Here is a 23,054-nt window from a genome sequence, read left to right as displayed (position 1 = left end):
ACCATGAAAAACGGGGGCCGAAGCCCCCGTTTCATGCACCGGTTCAGCGCGGATGAATACGCTTAGCGCGCCGTCACCACCGGAATACCCTTGAGCGACTTTCCGGTATCACGGGCATGCGCGAGGGCCTGCTCGACCGCGTCGCCGGTCGCCGGCGTCACGCCCAGACGGGCGGCGATCGTCGCCTCGACGCGCTTGGCCATCGCCAGATTCGCCAGCTTCACATGGCCGTAACCGCGAATCTTTGCGGGGACTTCGGCAAGCGCCACGGCATCCGCCAGCGTGTCAGCCGTCAGCCCCGCCAACGCGCGTTCGATCGTGGTGCGGTAGTCGGCGATCAACTGGCGCTCCATGCGACGCTCCAGCGTGTAGCCGAACACATCGAGCGCCCCACCGCGCAAGCCGCGCAACTTCGCCATGCCACGCAACACCGGCCACAGCCACGGCCCGATCGTCACCTTCTTTGGCACCGCACCGTCCTTGCCGCGCGCGATGAGCGGCGGTGCCATGTGGAACTCGAGACGGAAATCGCGCCCCGGCTTGCCTTCGAACGCCTCGCCCAGCGCATCGGCGAAGGCGCTCTGCGCATACAGGCGCGCCACTTCGTACTCGTCCTTGTAAGCCATCAAACGCGAGAGCTGCTGCGCGACGGCGCGCGACAGGCGGCCCGGTGCACCGGCCACACGCGTTTCCGCATCGACCACCTGCTTCACGAACGCGGTGAATTGCGCGGCATACGCGGCGCTCTGGTACTGCGTGAGCAGTTCCACGCGATGCGCGACGAGCGCATCGAACGTCATGTCGTCCGCGACCGGCGCATGCATCGGCGCATGCGCCGCCTTGGCCGTGGTCTCGGTCAGTGCGGACGGATCGCCAGCGGCCAGCCGCCCGATCGCCAACGCCAGCTGGTTCATCGGCACCGCCACGTTGTTCAGTTCGATGGCGCGTTGCAGCGCGTGCAGCGACACCGGCACCAGCCCCAGTTGCCACGCGTAGCCGAGCATGATGATGTTCGAGCCCATCGTGTCGCCCAGGAAGCGCTGCGCGAGCGCCTGTGCGTCGCAGGTGTCGAGCTTGCCGTTGCCGGCCGCATGACGCATTTTCGCGAGCAGGGCATCCGCGTGCAGGCTGGCGTCAGGGTTCTGCACGAACGTCGCGTTCGGGATCGCATGCGTGTTGACCACCACGCGCGTACGGTCGCGGCGCACGGTCTGCAACGCGTCGGCACTGGCGCCCACCACCATGTCGCACGCGAGCAGCACGTCGGCCTGCTGCGTGTCGATGCGCACCTGATTGAGCGCTTGCGGCGTGTTCGCGAACCGCACGAACGACAGCACCGCACCACCCTTCTGGGCGAAACCCATGAAGTCGAGCACCGAGGCGCTCTTTCCCTCCAGATGCGCAGCCATCGTGATGAGCGCGCCGATCGTCACCACACCCGTGCCGCCCACGCCCGTGACCATGATGTCGAAAGGCGCGTCGCCGGCAAGTGCCGCCGGCTGCGGCAGCGCATTCAGACGATGCTCGAATGCCGCCTGATCGAACGCGGCGGCGAGCGCCTTCTTCAATTGCGCGCCCTTGACCGACACGAAGCTCGGGCAAAAGCCATTCACACACGAAAAGTCCTTGTTGCACGACGACTGATCGATGCGACGCTTGCGTCCGAGCGCGGTCTCGACCGGCTCCACCGACAGACAGTTCGACGCCACGCCACAATCGCCACAACCTTCGCAAACGGCTTCGTTGATGAACAGACGCCGGTCCGGATTCGGAAATTCGTTTTTCTTGCGACGACGACGCTTCTCGGCCGCGCACGTCTGATCGTAGATGAGCACGGTCGCGCCCGGGATTTCGCGCAGCTCGCGCTGCACCGCGTCGAGCTCGCTACGGTGATGGAACGTGGTGCCCTTGGGGAACTGGCCTTCGTGGCCGATGTATTTCTCGGGCTCGTCGCTCACCACCACGAGTTTCGCGATGCCCTCCGCTTCGACCTGACGCGCAATCTGCGGCACCGAGATCGAACCGTCGACCGGCTGGCCACCGGTCATGGCCACGGCATCGTTGTAGAGAATCTTGTAGGTGATGTTCGCCTTCGATGCCACGGCCTGACGAATCGCGAGCAGCCCCGAATGGAAGTACGTGCCGTCGCCCAGGTTCTGGAACACATGCGGCCGCTTCGTGAAGTGCGAGTGGGCCGCCCAGTCCACGCCCTCGCCGCCCATCTGGATCAGGCCGGTCGTGTCGCGATCCATCCACGACGCCATGAAGTGACAGCCGATGCCCGCCTGCGCAATGGAGCCTTCCGGCACCTTCGTCGACGTGTTGTGCGGGCACCCCGAACAGAAGTACGGCACGCGGCGCACGCCGTCGGCCGCGTTCGACAGGATCTCGTGCGCCACCAGATCGACCACGCGCTCGCGGCGATCGAGCGTCGGTCGATGCTTCGCGAGCCACTCGGCGAACACCGGCAGCACACGCGACGGACGCAGCTCGCCAAGCGCCGAGAGCAACGCACGGCCATCGGCGTCGGTCTTGCCGAGCACGATCGGGCGTGTGCCCGCCGTGCGGTTGTAGAGGTACTGCTTGATCTGCTGCTCGACGACCGGGCCCTTCTCCTCGATCACGAGGATTTCCCTGAGACCGGAGACGAACGCGTCCAGACGCGACATGTCCAGCGGGAACGACAAGCCCACCTTATAGATGCGCACCCCGGCGGCTTCGAGATCGCTCACGGTGATGTCGAGGCGGCGCAGCGTCTCCATCAGGTCGAGGTGCGCCTTGCCGCACGTCACGATGCCGATATCGGCATGCGGCGCCGGCGCGATCCACTTGTCGATGCTGTTCACGCGCGAGAAAGCTCGCACGGCGTCGAGCTTGTCGGCAAGACGCGCCTCGAGCGCCAGACTCGGCAAGTCGGGCCAACGATTGTGCAGCCCGCCCGCGGGCGCCACGTAGTCCTGCGGCTCGGCCCAATCGGTGCGAATCTTGTCGAGATCGACGGTGCCTCGCGACTCGACCGTCTCGGAGATGGCCTTCAGACCCGCCCACGCGCCGGAAAAACGCGACAGCGCGTAACCGTACAGTCCGAATTCGACGAGCTCGCCGATGTCCGCCGGGTTCAGCACGGGCATGCTCCACGACATCATCGTGAAGTCGCTCTGGTGCGGCATCGACGACGACACGCACCCATGATCGTCCCCCGCGACCACGAGCACGCCGCCATGACGCGACGCGCCATACGCATTGCCGTGCTTGAGCGCATCGCCCGCGCGATCGACGCCCGGGCCCTTGCCGTACCACATGCCGAACACGCCTTCGACCGTGCGTTCCGGATCGGCTTCCACGCGCTGCGTGCCCATGACGGCGGTGCCACCGAGTTCCTCGTTGATGGCCGGCAGGAATTTGACGTTCGCCGCATCGAGCAGCTTCTTCGCCTTCCACAGTTGCTGGTCCACGCCGCCGAGCGGCGAGCCACGATAGCCGCTGATGAACCCCGCCGTATTCAGGCCGCGCTCCGCGTCGAGCTGGCGTTGCATGAGCAGGATGCGCACGAGCGCCTGCGTGCCGGTCAGGAAAATCTGCCCGCGACGCGCCGTGAGGGCGTCGGAGAGCTGGTAATCGGGATGGGCCAGGGGGTTGGCCGTGGGCGTCGCCAATGTGGCGCGCATGGGGGCGTTCATCGTGTATCTCCTGATCCCCGCGGCGCGCACCAGGTCAGGACAGACGAGGGCAATGGCCGGACTTCGGGGGCATATGTTCTGTTGATCTCGACCCACCGCGTGCGCATCGCACCCGGCCGCGTCGGTTATGCAAGCAGTGTATGGGGAGGCAGGAGAAAGATTTTTACTATTTCACTCCTGATGGCGCACAATAAGAAACGTTCATTTCGAAAAAATCGGATTTGGAAAATGGAATTACTCGACAACTTCGCTCGACAGATTCTCCGGCTATTGCAGATCGACTCACGCCGCTCGGCGCAGGAGCTGTCCGAAAACGTTGGCTTGTCGGCGACGCCGTGCTGGCGGCGGATCAAGGACATGGAACAGAGCGGCGTGATCCAGCGCTACACGGTGCTGCTCGATCGCGAAAAGCTGGGCCTGCACGTATGCGCCCTCGCCCACGTGCAACTCACGCGCCACACGGAAGGCGGCACCGAGCAGTTCGAGCGGGAAATCCGTACCTGCCCCGAAGTCACGGAGTGCTACAGCACCACCGGGGAAGCCGATTACATCCTCAAGATCGTTGCGCCGGACATCAAGGCCTATGACGCGTTTCTGCACGAGCACATCTTCCGTCTGCCCGCCGTGGCGAACGTGAAAACGAGCGTCGTGCTGCGCGAGATCAAGTTCGACACAAGCCTGCCGATCTGACCGGCGCGCCTTTCCAATCCCATCCGTCTGTCGACTTTGTGCGACAACGCCCTTGACGAGACGGGCATCTTCGTTAAAAATGCAAATGATTCTCATTTGAGTTTCATCAAAAGCATTTCGTCCCTAGGCCGAACATCCGCGGCCGGGTGGCACGAAACATTTCGCCAGCCGCGCCTGCCAGCGTGTCTCACAGCGTCGATTCCGGCGTTGTTCGCACGCAGACTGCCACGAGCGCTCGCCAGCCAGAAACGGGGTTTTCTAGCATTGGGAGCCAGCAGTGAAGCAGTCGTCGAGCGGCGGGGGCCGCGCATTTTTCATGACCTTGCGCCGGGGACACGGCGCGAACCCGGGCTTCGCCGAACCATCGTCGCGACGCCATCCGAACCGCGCCGGTCGTCGGCGCCTTCACCCGGTGGCCGGTGCGGTGCTCGCCGCGTTCTGGTGGCCCGCCGTCTTCGCCCAGACGGCGCCCGCGGCATCGTTGCAGCTCGCGGAAGCCAACCTGCGCGAGGTCAACGTAACGGCAACACGCACGCCCACTGAAGCGGAGCGCACGCCGGCGTCGATTTCGGTCATCACCGATCAGGATCTCGAGGAGCAGCAGGCGCAGGACATCAAGGAGGCGCTACGCTACGAGCCGGGCGTGACGGTGCGCCGCGCGCCGTATCGCCCCGCCTCCGCAGCCGCCGGCGGGGGCCGCGACGGCAACGCCAGCATCAACATCCGTGGCCTCGAAGGCAACCGCGTCGCGCTGTTCGAAGACGGCATCCGCATGCCCTCGTCGTATGCGTTCGGCCCACTCGAAGCGGGGCGCGGCGACTACCTGAGCATGGACCTGCTGCGTCGCATCGAAATCCTGCGCGGCCCGGCCTCCTCGCTCTACGGCAGCGATGGCCTGACCGGGGTGGTCAACTTCCTCACCAAGGACCCGCAAGACCTGCTCGACGTGTTCGGCAAGTCGACCTACTTCTCGCTGCGCCCGTACTACAACTCGATGGACCGCAGCTTCGGCACGACGGCCCAGGCGGCGTGGGGCGGCGAGCAATGGCAGGGCATGGTGATCGTCGACGGCAACAAGGGGCACGAGCTCGACGGCAAGGGCACGAACAACTCGGCCAGCACCGCACGCACCACTGCCAATCCCCAGGACACCAACGGCAACTCGGTACTCGGCAAGCTGGTTTTCAAGGCCTCGCCGTTCTCGACGTTCAAGCTCACGGGAGAGAACGTGCGCCGCCGCGTGGATTCGAACGTGCTGTCGGCGATCAACCCGCCGACCACCCTCGGCCTGACCACAAGCGACCGCCTCGAGCGCAATCGCATCAGCCTCGATTACGACTTCAACGACGCGTCGCGGGCCTATGTGCAGAACCTTCACGCCCTGCTCTACTTTCAGGATGCCAAGAACAGTCAGTACTCCTACGAGAATCGAACGGCAGGCGACCGAACGCGCGACAACACGTATAAGGAACGCACGGTGGGCGGCTCGCTGCAGGCGCAGAGCAACTTCGTGACCGGCCCGCTCGCCCACAAGCTCGTGTATGGCACCGATGCAAGCCTCGCGTACATCACCAGCTATCGAAACGGCACCGTGCCGGGCGTGGGCGAATCGTTCCCGAACAAGGCTTTCCCCGACACCGACTACACGCTTTTCGGCGCTTATCTCCAGGATGAAATTCGCTATGGTTCGCTGACCGTCACGCCTGGCATCCGATACGACGCGTACTGGCTATCGCCCAAGCAGAACGACCCGCTGTACGTGTCGCAAACGCGCTCAGGCACGCGCGTGCAACCGACTTCGTCCAACGATTCGGCCTTCTCGCCGCGCCTGGCGATCATGTACGAAATCGCCCCTTCGCTGATTCCGTACGTGCAATACGCGCGGGGCTTCCGCACGCCCACACCGGATCAGGTCAACAACGGCTTCTCGAATCCGATCTTCGGCTACATGTCGATCGCGAACCCGAACCTCAAGCCCGAAACCAGCGACACGGTCGAGCTGGGTCTGCGCGGACGCCTGGCCACCACGCTCGGCCCGGTCACGTACAGCACGGCAGTGTTCGCGGGCAATTACCGCAATTTCATATCGCAGCAGAACATCAGCGGCTCGGGTCGACCGAACGATCCCCTCATCTATCAGTACGTGAACTTCAGCCGCGCCCGCATTCAGGGGTGGGAAGGCCGGGCCACGTGGGCGCTCAAGTCAGGGGTGACGTTGCGCACCGCCATGGCCTACACGCACGGCACGACCGAAGACGACGGATCGGCCAGCCAGCCGCTGAACACCGTCAACCCGTTCTCGATGGTGCTCGGCGTGCGCTACGAGCCGAACAGCACGTGGTTCGCACAGGCCGACCTGCTCTTCCAGGCCGCCAAGTCGCAAGGCCAGATCGCGAAGACCTGTACGTCGGGCACGCAGCAGAACCAGAACTGCTGGGCACCTCCGTCATCGGTCGTGCTCGACCTGTCGGGTGGCTATCACATCAACAAGCACGCCACGGTCTATGCCGGCGTCTACAACGTGTTCGACCGCCGGTACTGGAACTGGTCGGACGTTCGCAACCTCGCCGAGAACTCGACGCTCAAGGACGCGTATTCGGCGCCCGGCCGCAGCGTGGCCGTGAGCCTGAAGCTCCAGTACTAAATGTCGTCTCACTTCAGAACCTGCGTCGGTGCGGTCCAGCCTTCGCCAGACGGGGCCGCCCCGACGCCTGCCAGCCACTGCCAGCAAACACGCAATCAAGGAATCGCCATGATGAACGCTCAAAACGCCACTGCCGCCGCCCACCCGGCATTTCCCGCGCTCGCCGACGTCGCCCGTCTGCGCAGCGAATTTCAACGCGTGAAGACCGAACGGAACCTGCGCGATCGCGACGCCGCCGCGGCACTCGGCGTGTCCGAGGGCGAAACGGTCGCGGCATTCGTCGGCGAACACGTCGTGCGCCTGCGCCCCGAATTCCCGGAGATCATCGAAGCGCTGCCCGCGCTGGGCCGCGTGATGGCACTCACACGCAACGCCGCGGCCGTGCACGAAAAGGACGGCCAGTACGAGAAGCTCTCGCATCAGGGCACCATCGGTCTCGGTCTGGGCAAGGACCTCGATCTGCGCATCTTCTACCATCAGTGGGCATACGGATACGCCGTCGAGACGCCCACGGAACAGGGCCCGCGACGCTCGCTGCAATTCTTCGACAAGACCGGCACCGCCGTGCACAAGATGTTCCTGCGCGATCACAGTGACGTGGCCGCGTACGAAGCGCTCGTCGCACGCTTTCGCGCCAGCGATCAGACACCGGGCCAGCACGTGAGCGCCGCCGACACCCCGAAACCCGAAACGCCCGACGCGCAGATCGATATTGCCGCCTTCCAGCGCGACTGGCTGGCCATGACCGACACGCACCAGTTCTTCGACATGCTCAAACGCCACGGCGTCTCGCGGGCTCAGGCATTGCGCCTCGCCCCCGAGGGGCACGCCCGCCGTGTGAGCGCGGCGTCGGTGCGCGCCCTGCTCGAGGACGCCGCCGGCACCGGCCTGCCGATCATGGTGTTCGTCGGCAATGCCGGCATGATCCAGATTCACACCGGCCCCGTGAAGACGATTCGCGTGATGGGGCCGTGGGTCAACGTGCTCGATCCGGGCTTCAATCTGCACCTGCGCGACGATCTGGTCCACACCGCGTGGATCGTGCGCAAGCCGACATCCGACGGCATCGTCTCGTCGCTCGAACTGCTCGACGCCTCGGGCATGGTCATCGCCATGTTCTTCGGCGAGCGCAAGCCCGGACAACCGGAACTCGACGGTTGGCGCGAGACGCTCGCGCGAGTCGCACAAGCCGCACAGGCCGAGCCGGAGACTCGCGCATGAACGGGCGGCTCGATGCGCATGGCGCGTCGCGGCGCGCACTGCTGGGCGCAGGCGTTGCGCTGGTGGCGGGGGCTGGCCTGAGCGCCCGGCTGCCGTCGCTGGCGCATGCCGGCGCGCCGGGCGCGGCGCCCGCCGGCCCGAAACGGGTCGTCGTCGCGGGCGGCGCTCTCACGGAAATCGTCTACGCCCTCGGCGCGCAGGACCGTGTGATCGCCAACGATCTGACTAGCCTCTATCCCGAAGCCGCCACGAAGCTGCCCAAGATCGGCTATCTGCGCACGCTGTCCGCGGAGGGCGTGCTCTCGCTCCACCCCGACCTGCTGCTCGCCGGCGCGGAGGCCGGACCGCCCAATGTGCTGTCGCAGATCGCGGCCGCCGGGGTGCCCGTCAAACGCTTTAACCACGGCTACACCGCCGAGCTGGTGCACCAGAACATTCGCGGCGTTGCCGCCGCGCTGCGCGTGCCCGACGCCGGGGATCGTGTCGCCGGCGACTTCATGTCGAACTGGCGACGCGCTCGCGAGCAAATCGAGCAGCGCTACGGCATTGCGCGGCGACCACGTGTGCTGTTCATCCTCGGACACACCGGCAATCAGGTCATGGTTGCCGGACAGGACACGGCGGCCGACGCCATGCTCGCGTTTGCCGGTGCCGAGAACGCGCTACAAGGTTTCACCGGCTATCGGCCGCTCACGGCCGAGGCGGCCGTTGCCGCACGACCCGACGTGTTGCTCACGACCACGACGGGGCCATCGCCTGCGGATCCGGCCGCGACGCTGCTGGCACAGCCCGGCCTCGCCAATACGCCCGCCGGGCGTACAAAGCGTGTCGTGAGCTTCGACGCGCTGTATCTGCTCGGCTTCGGCCCTCGCCTGCCGCAGGCGGTGACCGATCTCGCGCAACGCGTGCACGCCGTGTGAATGCGCCCGGCGTGGCCTGAGGGGATCGCCCGATGCCCCCCGACCACGCCGGTCCCGTCCGAATCCCAACCGTATCCCGTCACCCGCCAGCCAACGAAGCCATGTCAGCCGCTCCTTCGATCCCCAAGACGACGCCGTCCACCTCGCCGGGCATACCGGGCGGCGTCGCGCCCCCGAGCCACCGCGGTGGCCCTCGCGGCGCGACCCACGCGACCCGCGTGACTCGCCGCCGTGCGCCCCGATGGGTGGTCATGACGGCGCTGTCGGGACTGCTGGCCCTCGCTGTCCTGGCGGCGTTGTGCGGCGGTGCGTATCGCATCGCCCCGGGCGACGCCGTGGCGGCGCTGTTCCGCGGCGCGACAGGGGACTTTGCGCAAGACCAGGCGCGCAGCGTGATGTTGCAGATACGTCTGCCACGCATCGTGCTCGGCGTGCTGGTGGGCGCCGGGTTCGGCGCGGCCGGCGCCGCGTTGCAGGCGCTCTTTCGAAATCCGCTGGCCGACCCGGGCCTGATCGGTGTGGCCAGCGGCGCCGCGCTCGGCGCGGCAGGTGTCATCGTGCTCGGCAGCGCCATGTTGCCGGCCGCGCTCGGCGCGTCGCTCGGCCTCTGGATGCTACCCACGGCCGCCTTCGTCGGCGCACTTGGCGTGACCGCGCTCGTCTACCGGCTTGCCGCGGGGCGAGGACGTCTGGCACTGCCGCTGCTGCTGCTCGCCGGCATCGCAATCAACGCGGTGTCCGGTGCGGCCATCGGATTGCTGACCTACCTCGCCAACGACACCCAACTGCGAACACTCACCTTCTGGACACTCGGCAGTCTGGGTGGCGCGCAATGGCCGATGCTGGGAGTGATCGTGTGGCCGGTCGCGCTGGGGATCGCTGCGCTCGGCACGCAGTGCCGCTCGCTCAACGCCTTGCTGCTCGGCGAGGCGGAGGCGCTGCACCTAGGCGTTGCGGTCCAGTCGGTCAAACGTCGCGTGATGGTGGCCTGCGCGTTGTGCGTGGGAGCGCTGGTCGCCTCGAGCGGCATGATCGGCTTCATCGGACTGATCGCGCCGCACATCGTGCGTCTGGTTGTCGGTCCCGATCCGCGCGCGGTACTCCCGGCGGCGGCGCTTTTCGGGGCCTTCCTGACGCTGGTCGCCGACCTCGTCGCACGCACGTGGGTCGCCCCTGCCGAGCTGCCGTTGGGCATTCTCACGGCGTTGCTCGGCGCCCCCTTCTTCCTCATGCTGCTATGGCGCCGCCGTGGCGAGTTCGGACTGTGATGTCCGCACGATACGGAACCACGAAATCGCCGCCGCACCGACGACACAGGACTTCGCCATGCTCAGTGCCCACGACCTGACGATTGCGCACACCGATTCGCCCGTTCTCGACGGCCTGTCACTCGATATCCGACCGGGTGAGCTACTCGTGCTGCTCGGGCGCAACGGCGCCGGCAAGAGCACCCTGCTCAAGGCGCTCGCGGGCGAACCGTTGCCGCCCCGCGCGCGGGTAAGCGGCGCGGTCACGCTCAACGGCTCGCCGCTCACGCAATACAGTGCGGCGGCGCTGGCCCGGTTGCGCGCCGTTCTGCCGCAAACGGCACAGCTGTCGTTTCCGTTCAGCGCACTGGAGATCGTGACGATGGGGCGTTTGCCGTTTCCGAGATCGAGAGCGCGCGCCGGACAACCCGCGAAAAGCGATGTCGAAATCGCCACGCTCGCGCTGGAGCGCGCGGGCGCCCTGCCACTGCTCGGGCGCGACGTGATGACACTGTCGGGTGGGGAATGGGCGCGTGTGCAGTTCGCGCGCGTGCTCGCGCAACTGTGGCCCGACGCCGCCGCCGTCGCCCCCAGCGTGCCTCGCTATCTCCTGCTGGACGAACCGACGGCGGCGCTGGATCTCGCCCATCAGCACCACTTGCTCGCGCTCACGCGATCGCTCGCGAAATCGTGGGGATTCGGCGCGATGGCGATCGTGCATGACATCAACCTCGCGGCGCGTCATGCCGACCGCATGGCCCTGCTTGCCGACGGACGCATTCTCGCCACCGGCGCGCCGCGCGACGTCATGCGCGCGGATCTCATCGAATCGACGCTGGGACTGCCGGTCCACGTCATCACGCCCGGGATGTCGCCCGGGCTTTCCGGCGCAGGCTCGGGCGTACCGTTCGCGCTGCCCGCCTGATGCGCAGCGATACGCAGCTATAAGCAGCGATAAGCAGCGATACACAGCGACACACAAAGGGGCACGACGGCCGACTGTCGGTGGTAACCCGCTGCGCCGCGCCTGTCAGGCAGCGGGCACGCCGTCCTTTTCCAGATTGGCGCGCGCGCACAGCACGGCGGCCAGATCCCACAACGCGTAGCCCACGCTCTTGAAGAGCACAGGCCCACTGGAGCGAAAACGGTCGGGCGTGATGATTGCGTCCATGAGCGGCGCCGCGCGGCCCCAGTCGATCGCGGCATGCAGGAGGTCGCCGGCCTCGTGCTTGACCTCCCATGTGTCGACCACGAGCGTGCCACGCACGGCAGCATCGCGACAGAGCTGGGGCGGCAACTCGCGCATATCGGGACGAAATGCGCCCACGCCCGCCACGAAAATATCGTCGCGCCAGCGCATCACATCGCTGTCGGGCAGTACCGGCTCGCTGCTGGTCGTTGCCGCGATCACGACGCTCACGGTGTTAAGCACCGGCTCGATCGCATCGACGACCGTCGCCTCCACGCCAAGACCCGCGGCGTGCTCGGCAAGCGCATGCGCGCGCTCCGGGCTGCGGGAAAAGATCATGAAGTGACGCGTGCCCATGCCGGCGGCAAACGCCTCGAGGTGCGCCCGCGCCTGTACGCCCGCGCCCACGATCAGCACCGGCCCCTTCGGTCGCGGCGCGAACTTCCGTGCGGCGAAGAGCGTGACGGCGGCCGTACGCCGTCCCGTGACGGTCGGACCGTCGAGCAACATGAGGCGCTCGCCCGTGTGCGGATCGAACACCATCACTTCGCCGATGATCGACGGTTTGCCCACGCGACAGTTCTCGGGATGCACGGTGATGTGCTTGGTCATCGCGACATCGCGATTGACGGCCGGCATGACCAGCAGCACGCCACCTCGGCGGCCACGTTCCGGTTCGGTGAGGGAAAAATGCAGACGCTCCGGGGCACGGGCAGTCCCCGAGCGCATCTCCATGAGCATGGCCTCGATGCCGTCGGCCAATTGGGGATAAGGCAATAGCTGCGCGGTCTGATGCGCGTCCAGCGTGATCATCGATATGTCTCCGCTCCGAGGCGTGCGCCATCGGCGGCGGAATTCGCACTCGTCGCCGTCACATTGCGTCACGCTTTGCCAAGTCTGAATTCAGTGTAGCGCGCATCGCGTCAACGCGTCTGCCACATCAAAATTTTTTGGCGACATTTCGTACGATCAATGCGCACATGCGCTCAGCGACTCGCATTGCGCATGCGCTTGCCGTCGTTGAGCGTCGCACCGCGTACCTCGAAACGCACGCTGTCTCGCACGGCTCCTGCGGCATCGACGAGTTCGAGCGTATGACGCCCCGGCCACGGCAACCAGCTCACGCGCGCGGCGCCCGCCAACGGCTTGCCGTCGAGCCGCCATGCCGCCCCCTTGGGCCAGGCGGCGGCCACCTGGAACCACAATCGCTGGTTCGCGGGAGGGATATCGGGATCGAGTGCGACGATCGTGCCGTCCGTGGGTCCGGCAATGCGCCAGAGGGGACCGCCCGGCGCCTTGGTCGCCAGCGACGACAACGCAATCGTGCGCTGCGAGGTGCCCGGCAGAAACCACTCTTCGCGGGACGGCTCCACGTGCTCGGCATACTGCACCGCGACATGTTCCAGCCCCTGCGGTGCGGGCGGTGGCAGACTCGCCGTGCGGCGATGTAGATAGTCCATGACACGGTGCCAGATGGGCGCCGCGCCCGACACGCCCGACACATCCCACATCGGCGCACCGTCGGCGTTGCCGACCCACACACCGACCGTGTAGCGACGCGAGTAGCCAACGGCCCAGTTATCGCGCATGTCCTTGCTGGTCCCCGTTTTGACGGCGGTCCAGTAGCGGGTCGAAAGGGGACTGTCGAGGCCGAAGGTACGCGTGCGCGCCTGTCGGTCGGAGATCATGTCGGACACGATGAAACTGACCTGCGGCGAAAAGACCGTGGTGCGCGCCGTATCGCGCGGCGACGAGCGCATTCCGGGGGTGCCTGGCGTACCGGCGCCGGGGGCGCTGGAAGCGCGCACCGTCTCGGGCATGCGTTCGTTCACACCACTGGCGATGCCGCCGTTGGCCAGCGCACGGTAGGCATTGGCGAGCGACAGCAGGGTGACGTCGGCGCTGCCCAGCGCGAGACTGAAGCCATAATAGTCACCGCTTTGCGTGAGCGGCAGCCCCAGCGACACGAGCGTATTGGCGAACCGGCGCGGCGTGACCATGACGAGCGTGCGCACGGCCGGCACGTTCAGCGACGAGGCCAGCGCCGTACGGGCACTGACCCACCCCTTGAAGTGACGATCGTAGTTCTGCGGGATGTACAGGCCGCCGCCCGTGGGCAGGTCGATCGGAGAATCGTCGAGCAGCGAGGCCGCCGTCAGGCGATGTTCCGCGATCGCCTGCGCGTAGAGAAACGGTTTGAGTGTCGAGCCGGCCTGACGCAGCGAGGTCACGCCATCGACTTGTGCCGCGGCCGACAGTACGCCGGAGGAACCGACCCATGCGAGGATGTCACCGCTCGCATTGTCGATCACGACGATCGCGCCGTCCTGCACGTTGCGCGAGCGGCCGGGCGTGCCCAGTTCGCGCAGCGTTTGTTGCAGCGTCGTAACTGCCATGCGCTGAAGATTCACGTCGAGCGTGCTGGTGATCGTCGTGCCCGGCGGCGGACGGCTTGCGCTGAAGACGCGGCGCGCGAAGTGCGGAGCGAGATTGACGGCGTCGCGCGTCGTCATCACGCTGGCAGGTCGCGAGAACACGAGTTGCGCGTAGCCGTCCAGACCGTTGCAGTCCGCGCTCTGCCCCACGTCGCGAAGAATGCCGCAAGCCCGCTGGGAAACGCGGGCGACCGGCGCATTCGGCGCGCGCAGCAGCGCCACGGCGAGTGCCGATTCGCGCGCATCGAGCCCGCTGGGCAGCTTGCCGAAGAGCGTTTGCGACACCGCCGAGATACCAACGAGTTCCCCGCGAAACGGCACGAGGTTGAGGTAGGCCTCCAGAATCTGGTCCTTGCGCCAGCGCTGCTCCAGCCACAGGGCCGTTGCGGCCTGCCCGATCTTCTGCGTGACGGAACGATTGCGCGCGCTGGGACGCAAATCGTCGTCGAGCAGGCCGGCGAGCTGCATCGTCAGCGTGGACGCGCCGCGCGTGCGCGAGTGCCAGAGATTGCCCCAGGCTGCTGCGGCCACCCCGCGCCAGTCCACGCCACTGTGCTCGTAGAAGCGCTTGTCTTCCGAGACGACCAACGCCCGACGAAAGGCGGGAGAGACGTCGGCGAGCGTGACCCAGTCGCCACGTTGCGCTTGCATGTCCGCGCGCAGGCGTTGCAAGGGCTCCCCCCGGCGATCGAGCAGAATCCAATCCGAGGCACGCCAGTCGTGACGCACTTCGTCAAACGAAGGCACCGCCCGCGCCGGCGCCGACGCGTGCAGCAGTCCGAGCGCGAGCGAAACGCTCAACACCACATGACGCGCGACGCCACGGCCGCGCCCCTCAGACCACGCCCACATTCGCTTCATCCTTTGTCATTCGTCAGTTGCGGCAACTTTCGCTGCGCATGGTATGGCAACCGTGGCGTGCGCACCGCCATGATGCCCGCGACGAGCAGCAGTTGCGCCAGCCCATAGAAGATCCAGATGGCGTAGTCCTGAGCGGGGATCGTCCCCACGAAGCGCGTGGTGCCGATAAGCGCATCGGAGACCGTGAACAGCAGTGCGCCCACGGCTGCCCATTCGCCTTCGAGATCGGCCAGCAGTGCCGCCGATGCCATCATCGAGAGCACCACCACGTAACACGCCACCGGCGCCTTGAGTTCTCCCATGCCCGGCCAGTACATGACGTAGGCCAGCACTGCCGCCACCCAGACCAGCACGATGGCGATCCGATGCCAGCCAGGCACCTGCCGCCAGCGACGCCGTACCCGCCAGAACAGCACGAAGTACGCGACGTGGGCCAGCAGGAATGCCCCAAGCCCCAACACAAACCCCTGCGAGAGCGCGGGCAGCGCCAGCAGCACGTCGCCCGCGCCGGAGAAGATCAGCGCGGCGCACAGCCACCCCCGTTCGCCCGGCGCGCGGTGATACATCGCCGAGAACAGCAACAATGCACACATGAGGACCTTCGCGACGGCCTGATCCGCATAAGGCGCGCCGCGCAACGACACCGCATACGCAACGCCGGCCATTGCGGCGAGCCACCAGAAGCGGCGTGCTTCGCCAGGCAGCGCCGCCGCCGGTGCAAGGAGTTTCGACGTCATGACGCTCGGGCTCCCCTGATTACGGTTTCGCTGGCACCACCTGCACCGGCGGGTTCGGCGTCTCGCCATACATGGCGGGCTCGTACATCGCTTCGACGCGGGTCGGCGGTGTGGCGAACTTGCCAACGTTGTTCAGGCGCACCGTGTACTCGATGCGGTGCTGTCCCTTGGGCAGGTAATCGTAGTACGCGCGGTAAGCGTCCTGCGCGCGCTCCTCGAACGCGGGCATGGCGCCTTCGCTCTTCTCGCCTTGTGTGGCAATGGCGGAGTCGCGTCCCAGCCCGCCGCCCAGCACCGTCGCGCCACCCGGCAGCGGATCGCTCACGACTACCCAACGCATGTCGGCCTGCGCGTCGATATCGAGACGCACGCGCAGCACGGCACCGCGTACGAAGCTCTCTCCCGAGCGCTCGGCGGCGTCCTGCACCTGAACGCTGCGCGTCACACGATAGCCTGCCGAGAATGGCGCCTTGAGCGGCACGGCGGCCAGGCTCTGAATCGTCGCCCACGGCTTGCCGGCACCGGATTGCTCGAGACGCAGCACGTCGCGCGCAGAATCCGAACCAGCCGTCGCGTGGCCCAGCCAGGGCAGCGACACCGCAGGCGGCAGCGTGCCCGCCTTGAGCTTGTCCCAGTCGACGGTTTGCACACCGCCAGTCGTCTGGTTGTCGCGCTGCCACTGAATCGCCGTCTGCCCCGTGGGCGTGTCGCGTTCGAACCGAGCCGAGAAGCGATCGACCGCCAGACCGCCCCAGACATTGGCGGTCGTCGTCGACCAGGCCCCTCGCGTCTGCAATCCCAGCAGGCCGATCACCAGGCGCGGCATCTCGTCCTTCCACGCCGGGTTCGCGTTCATCAGAAGCGCCAGTCTGGCCGCATTCGTTTCCGGACCCACCATCAGCCACCACAGGCCGTCGCTGCCCTGTGTCGAGAACCCGACACGCGTGCCCTGATACGACAGGCGCGCACGCAGGATCTGCTCGGCCTGCGCCAGACGCTCGGCCCGTTGCGGCACATCCGGCAGCCGTTGCAGGATTGCATACCAGTCGATGACGGCGGACGTGGGCCAGTCGTTCGGTGCGAGCGTGAGCGAGCCCAGCATGCGCGCGTTCGCCCGGCCATAGCGCGACAGCGCTTCGATGGCGGTGAGCTTGCGCAGGGTCAGGTCGTCGCGCGGAGCCCAGAAGCGGCGCGTGAGACGCCCTTCCACGAACGCCGTCAGACCGTCTTCCATTCGCGCCAACGCATCGTCGGGCAGTCCATACGCGGGATCGAGCGCCTTCGCCTCATGGCTCACGGCCAGCAGGTAGGCGGTCAGCGTATCGCTACCCTGGCTCGCAAATCCTTCCTGCGGCGGGAAATAGCTCGCCAGGCCGTCTTCGTCGAGATACGACGGCAGCATGCCCATGACGCGCTTCCACTGGGCGACGTCGCGCAGGCCGAGCGCCTTCGAGGCCTGCTGTTCCAGACACGCGTACGGATACAGCTCGAACCAGCGCCTCACGCCCGGTAGCCCCTGCGACAGACGCGGCTGCATGCTGACGCGCACGCCGCCGCGCAGCTTGCCCGTACTGTCAGCCACGGCGCCGGCAGGCGGCGCCATCGGCAGCGTGAGACTGCCTTCGACCTGGGTGAGCACCGACTGCTGCACGCTTGCGGGCAACGACGGCTGCACGTCCTGGCCAACCTTGATCGCGTCGCTTGCGGCGGGCGCGCCCCCTGCCGCGGGTGCCTGCGCACTGACTTCCCACACCAGCCGCTGCGCGCGCGTGTCGGCCGCGCCCGTCGGGGCCGTGACTTCCCACGCCACTTCGCGCGACTCGCCGGCCGGTACATCGATGCGTTGCGGCGCCAGCGTCAGTTGCGTCGCACGCGCCGTCAACTGCACCTGCATGGCGTGTTGCGTCGTGTTGCGCACGGTGAATTGCGCCCGGTAGTTGTCGCCCTCGCGAACGAGCGGCGGCAAGCCGGAGATCAGTTGGAGGTCCTGCGTGGTGCGGATGGTCGCCGAGCCCGTACCGAACCAGCCGAGCGCCTGCGCGCCGGGCTTGCCGTCGTCCGCCACGGCCACGATGCGGAAGCTCGACAACGCGTCGTTGAGCGCAACGTCCACGCTCGCCTCGCCCTTGTCGTCGAGTACGACGCGCGGCTGCCACAACAGCAACGTGTCGAACAATTCGCGCGTGGGACTCTTGCCACCGCCGCCGCCCGCCGGTACCGCCTTGCGGCCGTAGTGCCGGCGCCCGATGATCTCCATCTGCGCCGTGGCGGTCGTCACGCTGTAACTGCGGCGTTGCCACATGGCGTCGAGCAGATTCCAGCTCGTGTTCGGCGCCAGTTCCAGCAACGCCTCGTCAACGGCCGCCACCGCGACCTCGGTGCCTGCCGCAACGGGCTTGCCGTCCGGCTGGGTCACCTTGATGCGCACTTTTGCGTGGCCGCGCACCGGATACGTCGCGGCATCCGGTTTCACTTCCACGCCGAGCCGCTGCCCCGCCGTGCCGACACGCAATTCCGTCAAGCCGAAGCGATAGGCCGGCTTGCCCAGGTCCACGAGGCCGGTGGGCGCCTGATACTCCCGTCCCTCGTACCAGAACGCCCGGAACCATTCCAGCGGTTGCTTCCAGCCCCACTGGAAGAACGAGTACCAGGGCACTTCGTGGATCCGCCCGCGCACCGCGAGCACCGACACGTAAACGTTCGGTCCCCACGATGGCTCGACCTTGAGCGAAACGTTCGGGTCCTTGCCCGAGATCTCCATCGTGCGCGTTTCCATCACACCTTCGCGCTCGATCGCAACCAGCGCCGTGGCCGACCGGAACGGCATGCGTACCTGAAGCTTGGCGGTCTCGCCCGGCTCGTAGGTCTTGCGCTCGGGCAACACGTCCATGCGGTCGGTGTTGTCGCCCCCGAACCACACCTCGCCGCGCCCTGTCACCCAAACACTCGTTGTCGACGTGCTCAGGTTGTTCCTGTCGTCCTTCGCCTGCGCCACCAGCGTGATTTCCCCCGGCTGCGAGAGCGAGACATCACACGACAACAGGCCGTGCTCGTCGGTCTTTCCACTGCATACCGTGCCGAGGTCCTTCACCTCGGTTCGATTGTCATAAGCATAGAAGCCGCCCACCATGCGCTTGCGGCTGCTGGTGGTGATACGCGCCTCGGCGCGTACGTCCATCGCCACGCCGGATTTCGGCTTGCCTTGCAGATCGAGCGCCAATGCCTTGACGGGCAGTTTGTTCGTCACCGACACCCAGCTTTCGCTGCGCACGCCGGTGATCAGGTTCGCGGGCCACAGCGTTGCGTTGCCGCGAAGCGTCTGAATCTCGCCGTTCGGATCCGCAAAGCTGGCCTCGAGCACCAGGTCGCTCGGACGGTCGACCTTCGGCAGGTCCTTGAGCATGAGGCTGCCCGCACCGTTGCGATCGAGCACGAGACGTTGCTTGTCGGCCACCAGCTTCTGGTCGCTCGACCCCGAGCTCTCGTCGTTGCCCGGCTCATCGTCGCCGGCTCCCGACTGCGCCTGAGGCGGCCGATACGGCGTAAAGCTGAAGTCGTCGTATCCGTCGAACGTCAGGTCACGCACGCGCAACAGTGCCGACACCCGCACCGGCAGGTTACCGGCCGGGCCGCCGGCCACGTAATTGACCTGCACGTTCACGGGCGCTTCGGTCTTGTTGATGAGCGGCGATTTCGCCGCGTCACGCACGCCGATCGATCCGGCCAGCACCGGCAAGCGGAAGGCTTCCACTCGGAAATGCCCGGCGTCGAGCGACGAAGGATACGCTTTCGGACGCGAATCAGTGTCGGTGTAATCGAGCGTGACCGAGTACTCCCCGAGTTTCGCCCCTTGCGGGATCTGGAAAGTGTTCTCGGCCAGGCGTCCGTTACGCCACTGAACCGGCTGCGTATAGGTCTGCCCGGAGCCTTCGTGCGTAATCGTCAGTTGCGACGGCAGGCTGGCGGGCAACGCCAGTCCCCGCATCGTTTCCTGGCGAATGAAGTGCTTCATCGAGACGGTTTCGCCTACGCGGAACAGCATGCGGTCGAAAACCGTCTGCGCGCGAATCGTGGGACTGTCGCCGCCGTCCGTCGGCACGTGGAAGCGCCAGGGTTCGATACCGCGATTCCAGTCGGACGACACGAACGCCATGTCGGGGTCGCTGCCTTGCGTGCGCGCCACCACGAAGTAGCCCGAACGCATCGTCTTCTCGCAATATCGGTACTTCTCGAGCGACTTGTCGATCTTCGCCACACCGGTCTTGTCGGTCACGGCGGTGGCCACTTCGCTGCCGTCGCAGTCGAGCACCCGAACTCTTGCGTTGGCCACGGGCTGCCCCTTGTCGAGCGTTGTGACCCACGCCACGGCATTCTCGCGGCCCATCTTGAAATGCACGCCCAGATTGGTCACAAGCACCGTGGTGCGCACGTACATCGGCAACGACTTGCCGAGCAGTGCCGCGCCCAGCGACGGTGAAGCCAGTTCCACCACGTAGAAGCCGGGCTTCTGAAACGGTATGCCAACCACTTCGAACGGGCGCGGATTGTTCTCCTTGGGCACCGGCAACGTCAGCGCCTGCACGCCCGGCAAGCCGGACAGCAGCGACAGACTTCGCGTGTCGTAGCGGGTGACCTTGTCCTGGACGATCGCCGCCGCGTTCGGCCCGAACGCCTCCTTCGCCGCCGGCGCGGTGAGGATCGAGGGCATCTCCTGAGCGATCTGCTTGCGCGTCATCGTCGTTTCGTCGAAACGCCGCACCCGCGAGAGCCAGTTCATGACCTCGGCATCGTCATCCACGCGCAACTGCATCGTGCGCCCGTTCGCTGCCGTGGCAGCCACCTGGCCCGACATGCCGAGTCCTTGGATCTGCAATGCCGGCTCCACCTTGCGCAGCGTGACCGGCAGCATCGGCGGCATGCCCGGCTCCGCGAAGCGCTCGACAATGCCGAATGGCGCCGCGGCAAACTTGGCCAGCGGCGGCATGGTCGCCGTCTTCGTCTTCAACGGGAATTCGCCCGCATTGTCGAGCGCGCGACCGCTATCGTCGGTGAACCCCTTCGGCAAGGTGAGGGTGAGCTCGGCTTTCTCGGGGAACGGGGCATCGAATGTCACGTCGCTCACGCTGGACGTGCGGTCGGTGTCGCTGAACTTGGGCGAGCGCTCGGCCCCGGCGCCCTGCAGGCGGATCCTGGCGGCCATGTCGCGCGCGACCGGCGAGTTGAACGTCAGACGCAGCGGCCGCAACGGCGTGCACGGTGCATTGGCGTTCTCGCGCTCGCAACTGAAGCTGGCGGTAAATGGCTCACGCACTTCGTACTCGAACCGGCGCGCCTGCTTCGTCGGCACCCCCGACGGCGTGGCAATCCCCGCACCCCATACCAGATGCATCTTTGCCCCGGCAGCCAGGGTGCGGTTGCATTGCAGCATGACGACGCGCGGCGCCTGCTTTTCGAGGTTGAATCGCTTGAGCAAGGCCGTGCGCGTGTCGCCTTCGATCGACTTCACCCCGATGCGCTCGCCCAACCCTTCGGTCTCGCACCAGGCGTTCTTGCGCACCGTCTCGGTCGCAGCCTCGCCATTGAGCGTGAGGATGAAAATCTGGTTTTCGTCGATGGGACCGTACGACGGACGGATAGACGTGACAGCCGGGCCGCCCGTGTTGAAGCCATAGCGTGTCGTGCCGGAAAGCGCCGTGCCCGAGACCGCCGCCAACGTGCTGCGCATCTCGACCGAGCACTTCGCGCCCGGCGGCAACGGTTGCTTGAAATCGTAGACCCAGATCTTCGGTTCGAGCCAATGGCCGTCGCCGGTGAGCGATGCATCCGCGCAGCGCACGGTGGCCGGCGCCTGGGCTCGCGGGTCGCCCGCCGGGACCATGGCTTCGTCGAACTTGACGACCACCTGATCGACCGTTGCCACCTCGCCTTGCGGGCTGACACTGACAACGCGCGCCGCATGCGCGAACGGCGTGACCCACATTCCCAGACACAGTGCTGCCCACGCCAGCGGCGCGGCCGGCCAAACGCGTTGCGATCGGCTGTACATGCCGGACTCCTCTCGAGTTCAGGTGAGGCGATTCTAACTCGCAGTCTTTGGCATCTCGAACCGTTTCCCAAGCAATGTGAGACGGAAAACGACATTTGGGATTCGTGGCATGGACCCCTCGGAATAGTCTGCGTCCGAAGTCGGGCTATGTCACACTGGCGTCTTCCCGTGCCTGACTGTGCGCCCTCATGTCCATCGCCTTTCTCCATCCCAAGAAAAACGCGCTGGTCTATCTGGTCAAGATACTGAGCGGGTCGCTGATCGTGTGGTTCGGCCTTCGTGCCGCCGGCTTCCCCGAGCCGTACTGGGCCATGATCTCGCTCATCATCGTGACCGAACCCGATCCCCTGCAGGCGCGCAGCAACTTCAAGGCACGCTCGATCAACACGATCACCGGTGCGGTCGTGGCCTGTGCGGTGCTGCTCATCATGGGGCCGGGTTTGGCGGCAATGCTCGTGGGGATCACCGTCGCCACGCTCGCGGCGATGCTGGTGCAGAACTATCCCGCCAATTGGCGCCTCGGGCCGGCCACGGTCGTGATTCTGATGTCGGCCGCCCTGAGCGGTCAGGGACAAGGACTGCACGAAGAGCTCAGCCTCGCCATGCTGCGCGTGATCGAGGTGTTGGTCGGCTCGACCGTCGCCCTCATCCAGTCGCTGGTCTATGGCCGCTACGTGAAGCCGTGGCTGATGCCCGCCGACTGATGTCGGACCGTCTCGTTGCGTGATCGAGCCTTGGGCTCGCAGACGCTACAAGAAGCCCGGACAGGTCCTCGTCGCCTCCCTTCAGCGCTGCGACTGTCGGTTCGCCAGATAGTGCAGCGGCAGTGCATTACTGCGCTTGAAAGCGCTCAGCACGATGTTCGAGCGCACGTTCTCGACGCCCGGCACCTGCATCAGCCGCTTCATCACGAACGCCGACAGGGCGTTCAGGTCCGGAACGACGATCCGTAGCAGGTAATCGGCTTCGCCGACCACCGCGTGGCATTCGAGCACTTCGGGCAGCAGATCGATCTCCGCCTGAAATCGTTCGATCACCTGATCGCCATGATGCTGCAAGCGCAGCGTGGTGAATGCCGTCACAGCCAGACCCAATGCCTCGGGTCGCAACACCACGCGATACCCCTCGATCACGCCCGCGGCTTCAAGCCGTTGCAGGCGGCGGCCGATCTGCGACGCGGAGAGCGCCACGTGTTCCGCCAACTGGTGATGGGTGGCACGCCCCTCCTTCTGCAGCGCATCCAGAAGGGCCAAATCGAAGCTATCCAGATCAAGCATGACGAATCTCCGCAATAAATCATGTTTTTATGCGAAATTTATGCAAACGCCTTTCACCACAGGCGCATTATGCGCCCATTTCGCATGCCATGCGCACTACACTTTCA

12 protein-coding genes and 1 pseudogene are annotated in these 23,054 nt (G+C 66.3%); 7 read left to right on the top strand and 6 right to left on the bottom strand.

The window, feature by feature from the left end; translation table 11 throughout:
• Positions 1–62 precede the first annotated feature (62 nt).
• Complete coding sequence (locus W930_RS0121995; protein ID WP_145929483.1) at positions 63–3,680, bottom strand: indolepyruvate ferredoxin oxidoreductase family protein; 3,618 nt, start codon at positions 3,678–3,680, stop codon at positions 63–65.
• Positions 3,681–3,908: 228 nt separating this feature from the next.
• Between W930_RS0121995 and W930_RS0121990 the strand changes: the two genes are divergently transcribed.
• The 6 genes and pseudogenes from W930_RS0121990 to W930_RS0121965 all read left to right on the top strand — a co-directional run.
• Positions 3,909–4,370 (top strand): Lrp/AsnC family transcriptional regulator, encoded by a 462-nt coding sequence (locus W930_RS0121990; protein ID WP_010806630.1) that lies wholly within the window; start codon positions 3,909–3,911, stop codon positions 4,368–4,370.
• A 316-nt stretch (positions 4,371–4,686) separates the two neighbouring features.
• A complete protein-coding gene (locus W930_RS0121985; RefSeq protein WP_024788832.1) occupies positions 4,687–7,014 on the top strand; it encodes a TonB-dependent hemoglobin/transferrin/lactoferrin family receptor in 2,328 nt (775 codons plus the stop codon).
• A 108-nt stretch (positions 7,015–7,122) separates the two neighbouring features.
• The gene (locus W930_RS0121980; RefSeq protein ID WP_024788831.1) at positions 7,123–8,235 is read left to right on the top strand and encodes a hemin-degrading factor; all 1,113 of its coding nucleotides are present in this window, start codon (positions 7,123–7,125) and stop codon (positions 8,233–8,235) included.
• Positions 8,232–9,155 carry a hemin ABC transporter substrate-binding protein gene (locus tag W930_RS0121975; protein WP_023598300.1) on the top strand — a complete coding sequence of 308 codons (924 nt, stop codon included), beginning with the start codon at positions 8,232–8,234 and terminating at the stop codon, positions 9,153–9,155. Before W930_RS0121980 ends, W930_RS0121975 begins: the two co-directional genes overlap by 4 nt.
• Positions 9,156–9,256: 101 nt before the next feature.
• Complete coding sequence (locus tag W930_RS0121970) at positions 9,257–10,423, top strand: FecCD family ABC transporter permease (RefSeq protein WP_369798702.1); 1,167 nt, start codon at positions 9,257–9,259, stop codon at positions 10,421–10,423.
• A 118-nt stretch (positions 10,424–10,541) separates the two neighbouring features.
• Positions 10,542–11,327 (top strand): annotated as a pseudogene (locus W930_RS0121965) (ATP-binding cassette domain-containing protein); the annotation flags it as partial.
• Between the two features lie 105 nt (positions 11,328–11,432).
• Here the strand turns inward: W930_RS0121965 and W930_RS28455 are convergent.
• The 4 genes from W930_RS28455 to W930_RS0121945 form a co-directional block, all read right to left on the bottom strand.
• Positions 11,433–12,404: a delta(1)-pyrroline-2-carboxylate reductase family protein gene (locus W930_RS28455; RefSeq protein ID WP_023598297.1), complete on the bottom strand. Its 972-nt coding sequence runs from the start codon at positions 12,402–12,404 to the stop codon at positions 11,433–11,435.
• 173 nt (positions 12,405–12,577) lie between these two features.
• On the bottom strand, positions 12,578–14,878 hold the full coding sequence (gene pbpC / locus W930_RS0121955; RefSeq protein ID WP_023872659.1) for a penicillin-binding protein 1C: 2,301 nt from the start codon (positions 14,876–14,878) through the stop codon (positions 12,578–12,580).
• Between the two features lie 5 nt (positions 14,879–14,883).
• Positions 14,884–15,624, bottom strand: coding sequence for a lysoplasmalogenase (locus W930_RS28450; protein WP_023598295.1), 741 nt, complete (start codon positions 15,622–15,624; stop codon positions 14,884–14,886).
• A gap of 19 nt (positions 15,625–15,643) precedes the next feature.
• Positions 15,644–21,670 carry an alpha-2-macroglobulin gene (locus W930_RS0121945; protein ID WP_023872661.1) on the bottom strand — a complete coding sequence of 2,009 codons (6,027 nt, stop codon included), beginning with the start codon at positions 21,668–21,670 and terminating at the stop codon, positions 15,644–15,646.
• Positions 21,671–21,858: 188 nt separating this feature from the next.
• On the opposite strand from W930_RS0121945, the gene W930_RS0121940 reads away from it, so the two are divergent.
• Positions 21,859–22,374, top strand: a complete 516-nt coding sequence (locus tag W930_RS0121940; RefSeq protein ID WP_023598293.1) for an FUSC family protein — start codon at positions 21,859–21,861, stop codon at positions 22,372–22,374.
• Between the two features lie 81 nt (positions 22,375–22,455).
• Here the strand turns inward: W930_RS0121940 and W930_RS0121935 are convergent, their stop codons facing one another.
• Complete coding sequence (locus W930_RS0121935; protein ID WP_023872662.1) at positions 22,456–22,947, bottom strand: Lrp/AsnC family transcriptional regulator; 492 nt, start codon at positions 22,945–22,947, stop codon at positions 22,456–22,458.
• Positions 22,948–23,054 lie beyond the last annotated feature (107 nt).

This window comes from Pandoraea sp. E26, assembly GCF_000681415.1.
Taxonomy (GTDB): domain Bacteria; phylum Pseudomonadota; class Gammaproteobacteria; order Burkholderiales; family Burkholderiaceae; genus Pandoraea; species Pandoraea pnomenusa.
Note: the sequence above shows the minus strand (reverse complement) of the source record. Positions and strands in the feature narration are given on the sequence as shown.

Coding starts and splice junctions, on each gene's coding strand:
- W930_RS0121990 (WP_010806630.1), top strand. CDS start 3,909: ATGGAATTACTCGACAACTTCGCTCGACAGATTCTCCGGCTATTGCAG.
- W930_RS0121935 (WP_023872662.1), bottom strand. CDS start 22,947: ATGCTTGATCTGGATAGCTTCGATTTGGCCCTTCTGGATGCGCTGCAG.
- W930_RS0121980 (WP_024788831.1), top strand. CDS start 7,123: ATGATGAACGCTCAAAACGCCACTGCCGCCGCCCACCCGGCATTTCCC.
- W930_RS0121945 (WP_023872661.1), bottom strand. CDS start 21,670: ATGTACAGCCGATCGCAACGCGTTTGGCCGGCCGCGCCGCTGGCGTGG.
- W930_RS0121975 (WP_023598300.1), top strand. CDS start 8,232: ATGAACGGGCGGCTCGATGCGCATGGCGCGTCGCGGCGCGCACTGCTG.
- W930_RS0121985 (WP_024788832.1), top strand. CDS start 4,687: ATGACCTTGCGCCGGGGACACGGCGCGAACCCGGGCTTCGCCGAACCA.
- W930_RS28455 (WP_023598297.1), bottom strand. CDS start 12,404: ATGATCACGCTGGACGCGCATCAGACCGCGCAGCTATTGCCTTATCCC.
- W930_RS28450 (WP_023598295.1), bottom strand. CDS start 15,624: ATGACGTCGAAACTCCTTGCACCGGCGGCGGCGCTGCCTGGCGAAGCA.
- W930_RS0121970 (WP_369798702.1), top strand. CDS start 9,257: ATGTCAGCCGCTCCTTCGATCCCCAAGACGACGCCGTCCACCTCGCCG.
- W930_RS0121940 (WP_023598293.1), top strand. CDS start 21,859: ATGTCCATCGCCTTTCTCCATCCCAAGAAAAACGCGCTGGTCTATCTG.
- pbpC (WP_023872659.1), bottom strand. CDS start 14,878: ATGTGGGCGTGGTCTGAGGGGCGCGGCCGTGGCGTCGCGCGTCATGTG.
- W930_RS0121995 (WP_145929483.1), bottom strand. CDS start 3,680: ATGAACGCCCCCATGCGCGCCACATTGGCGACGCCCACGGCCAACCCC.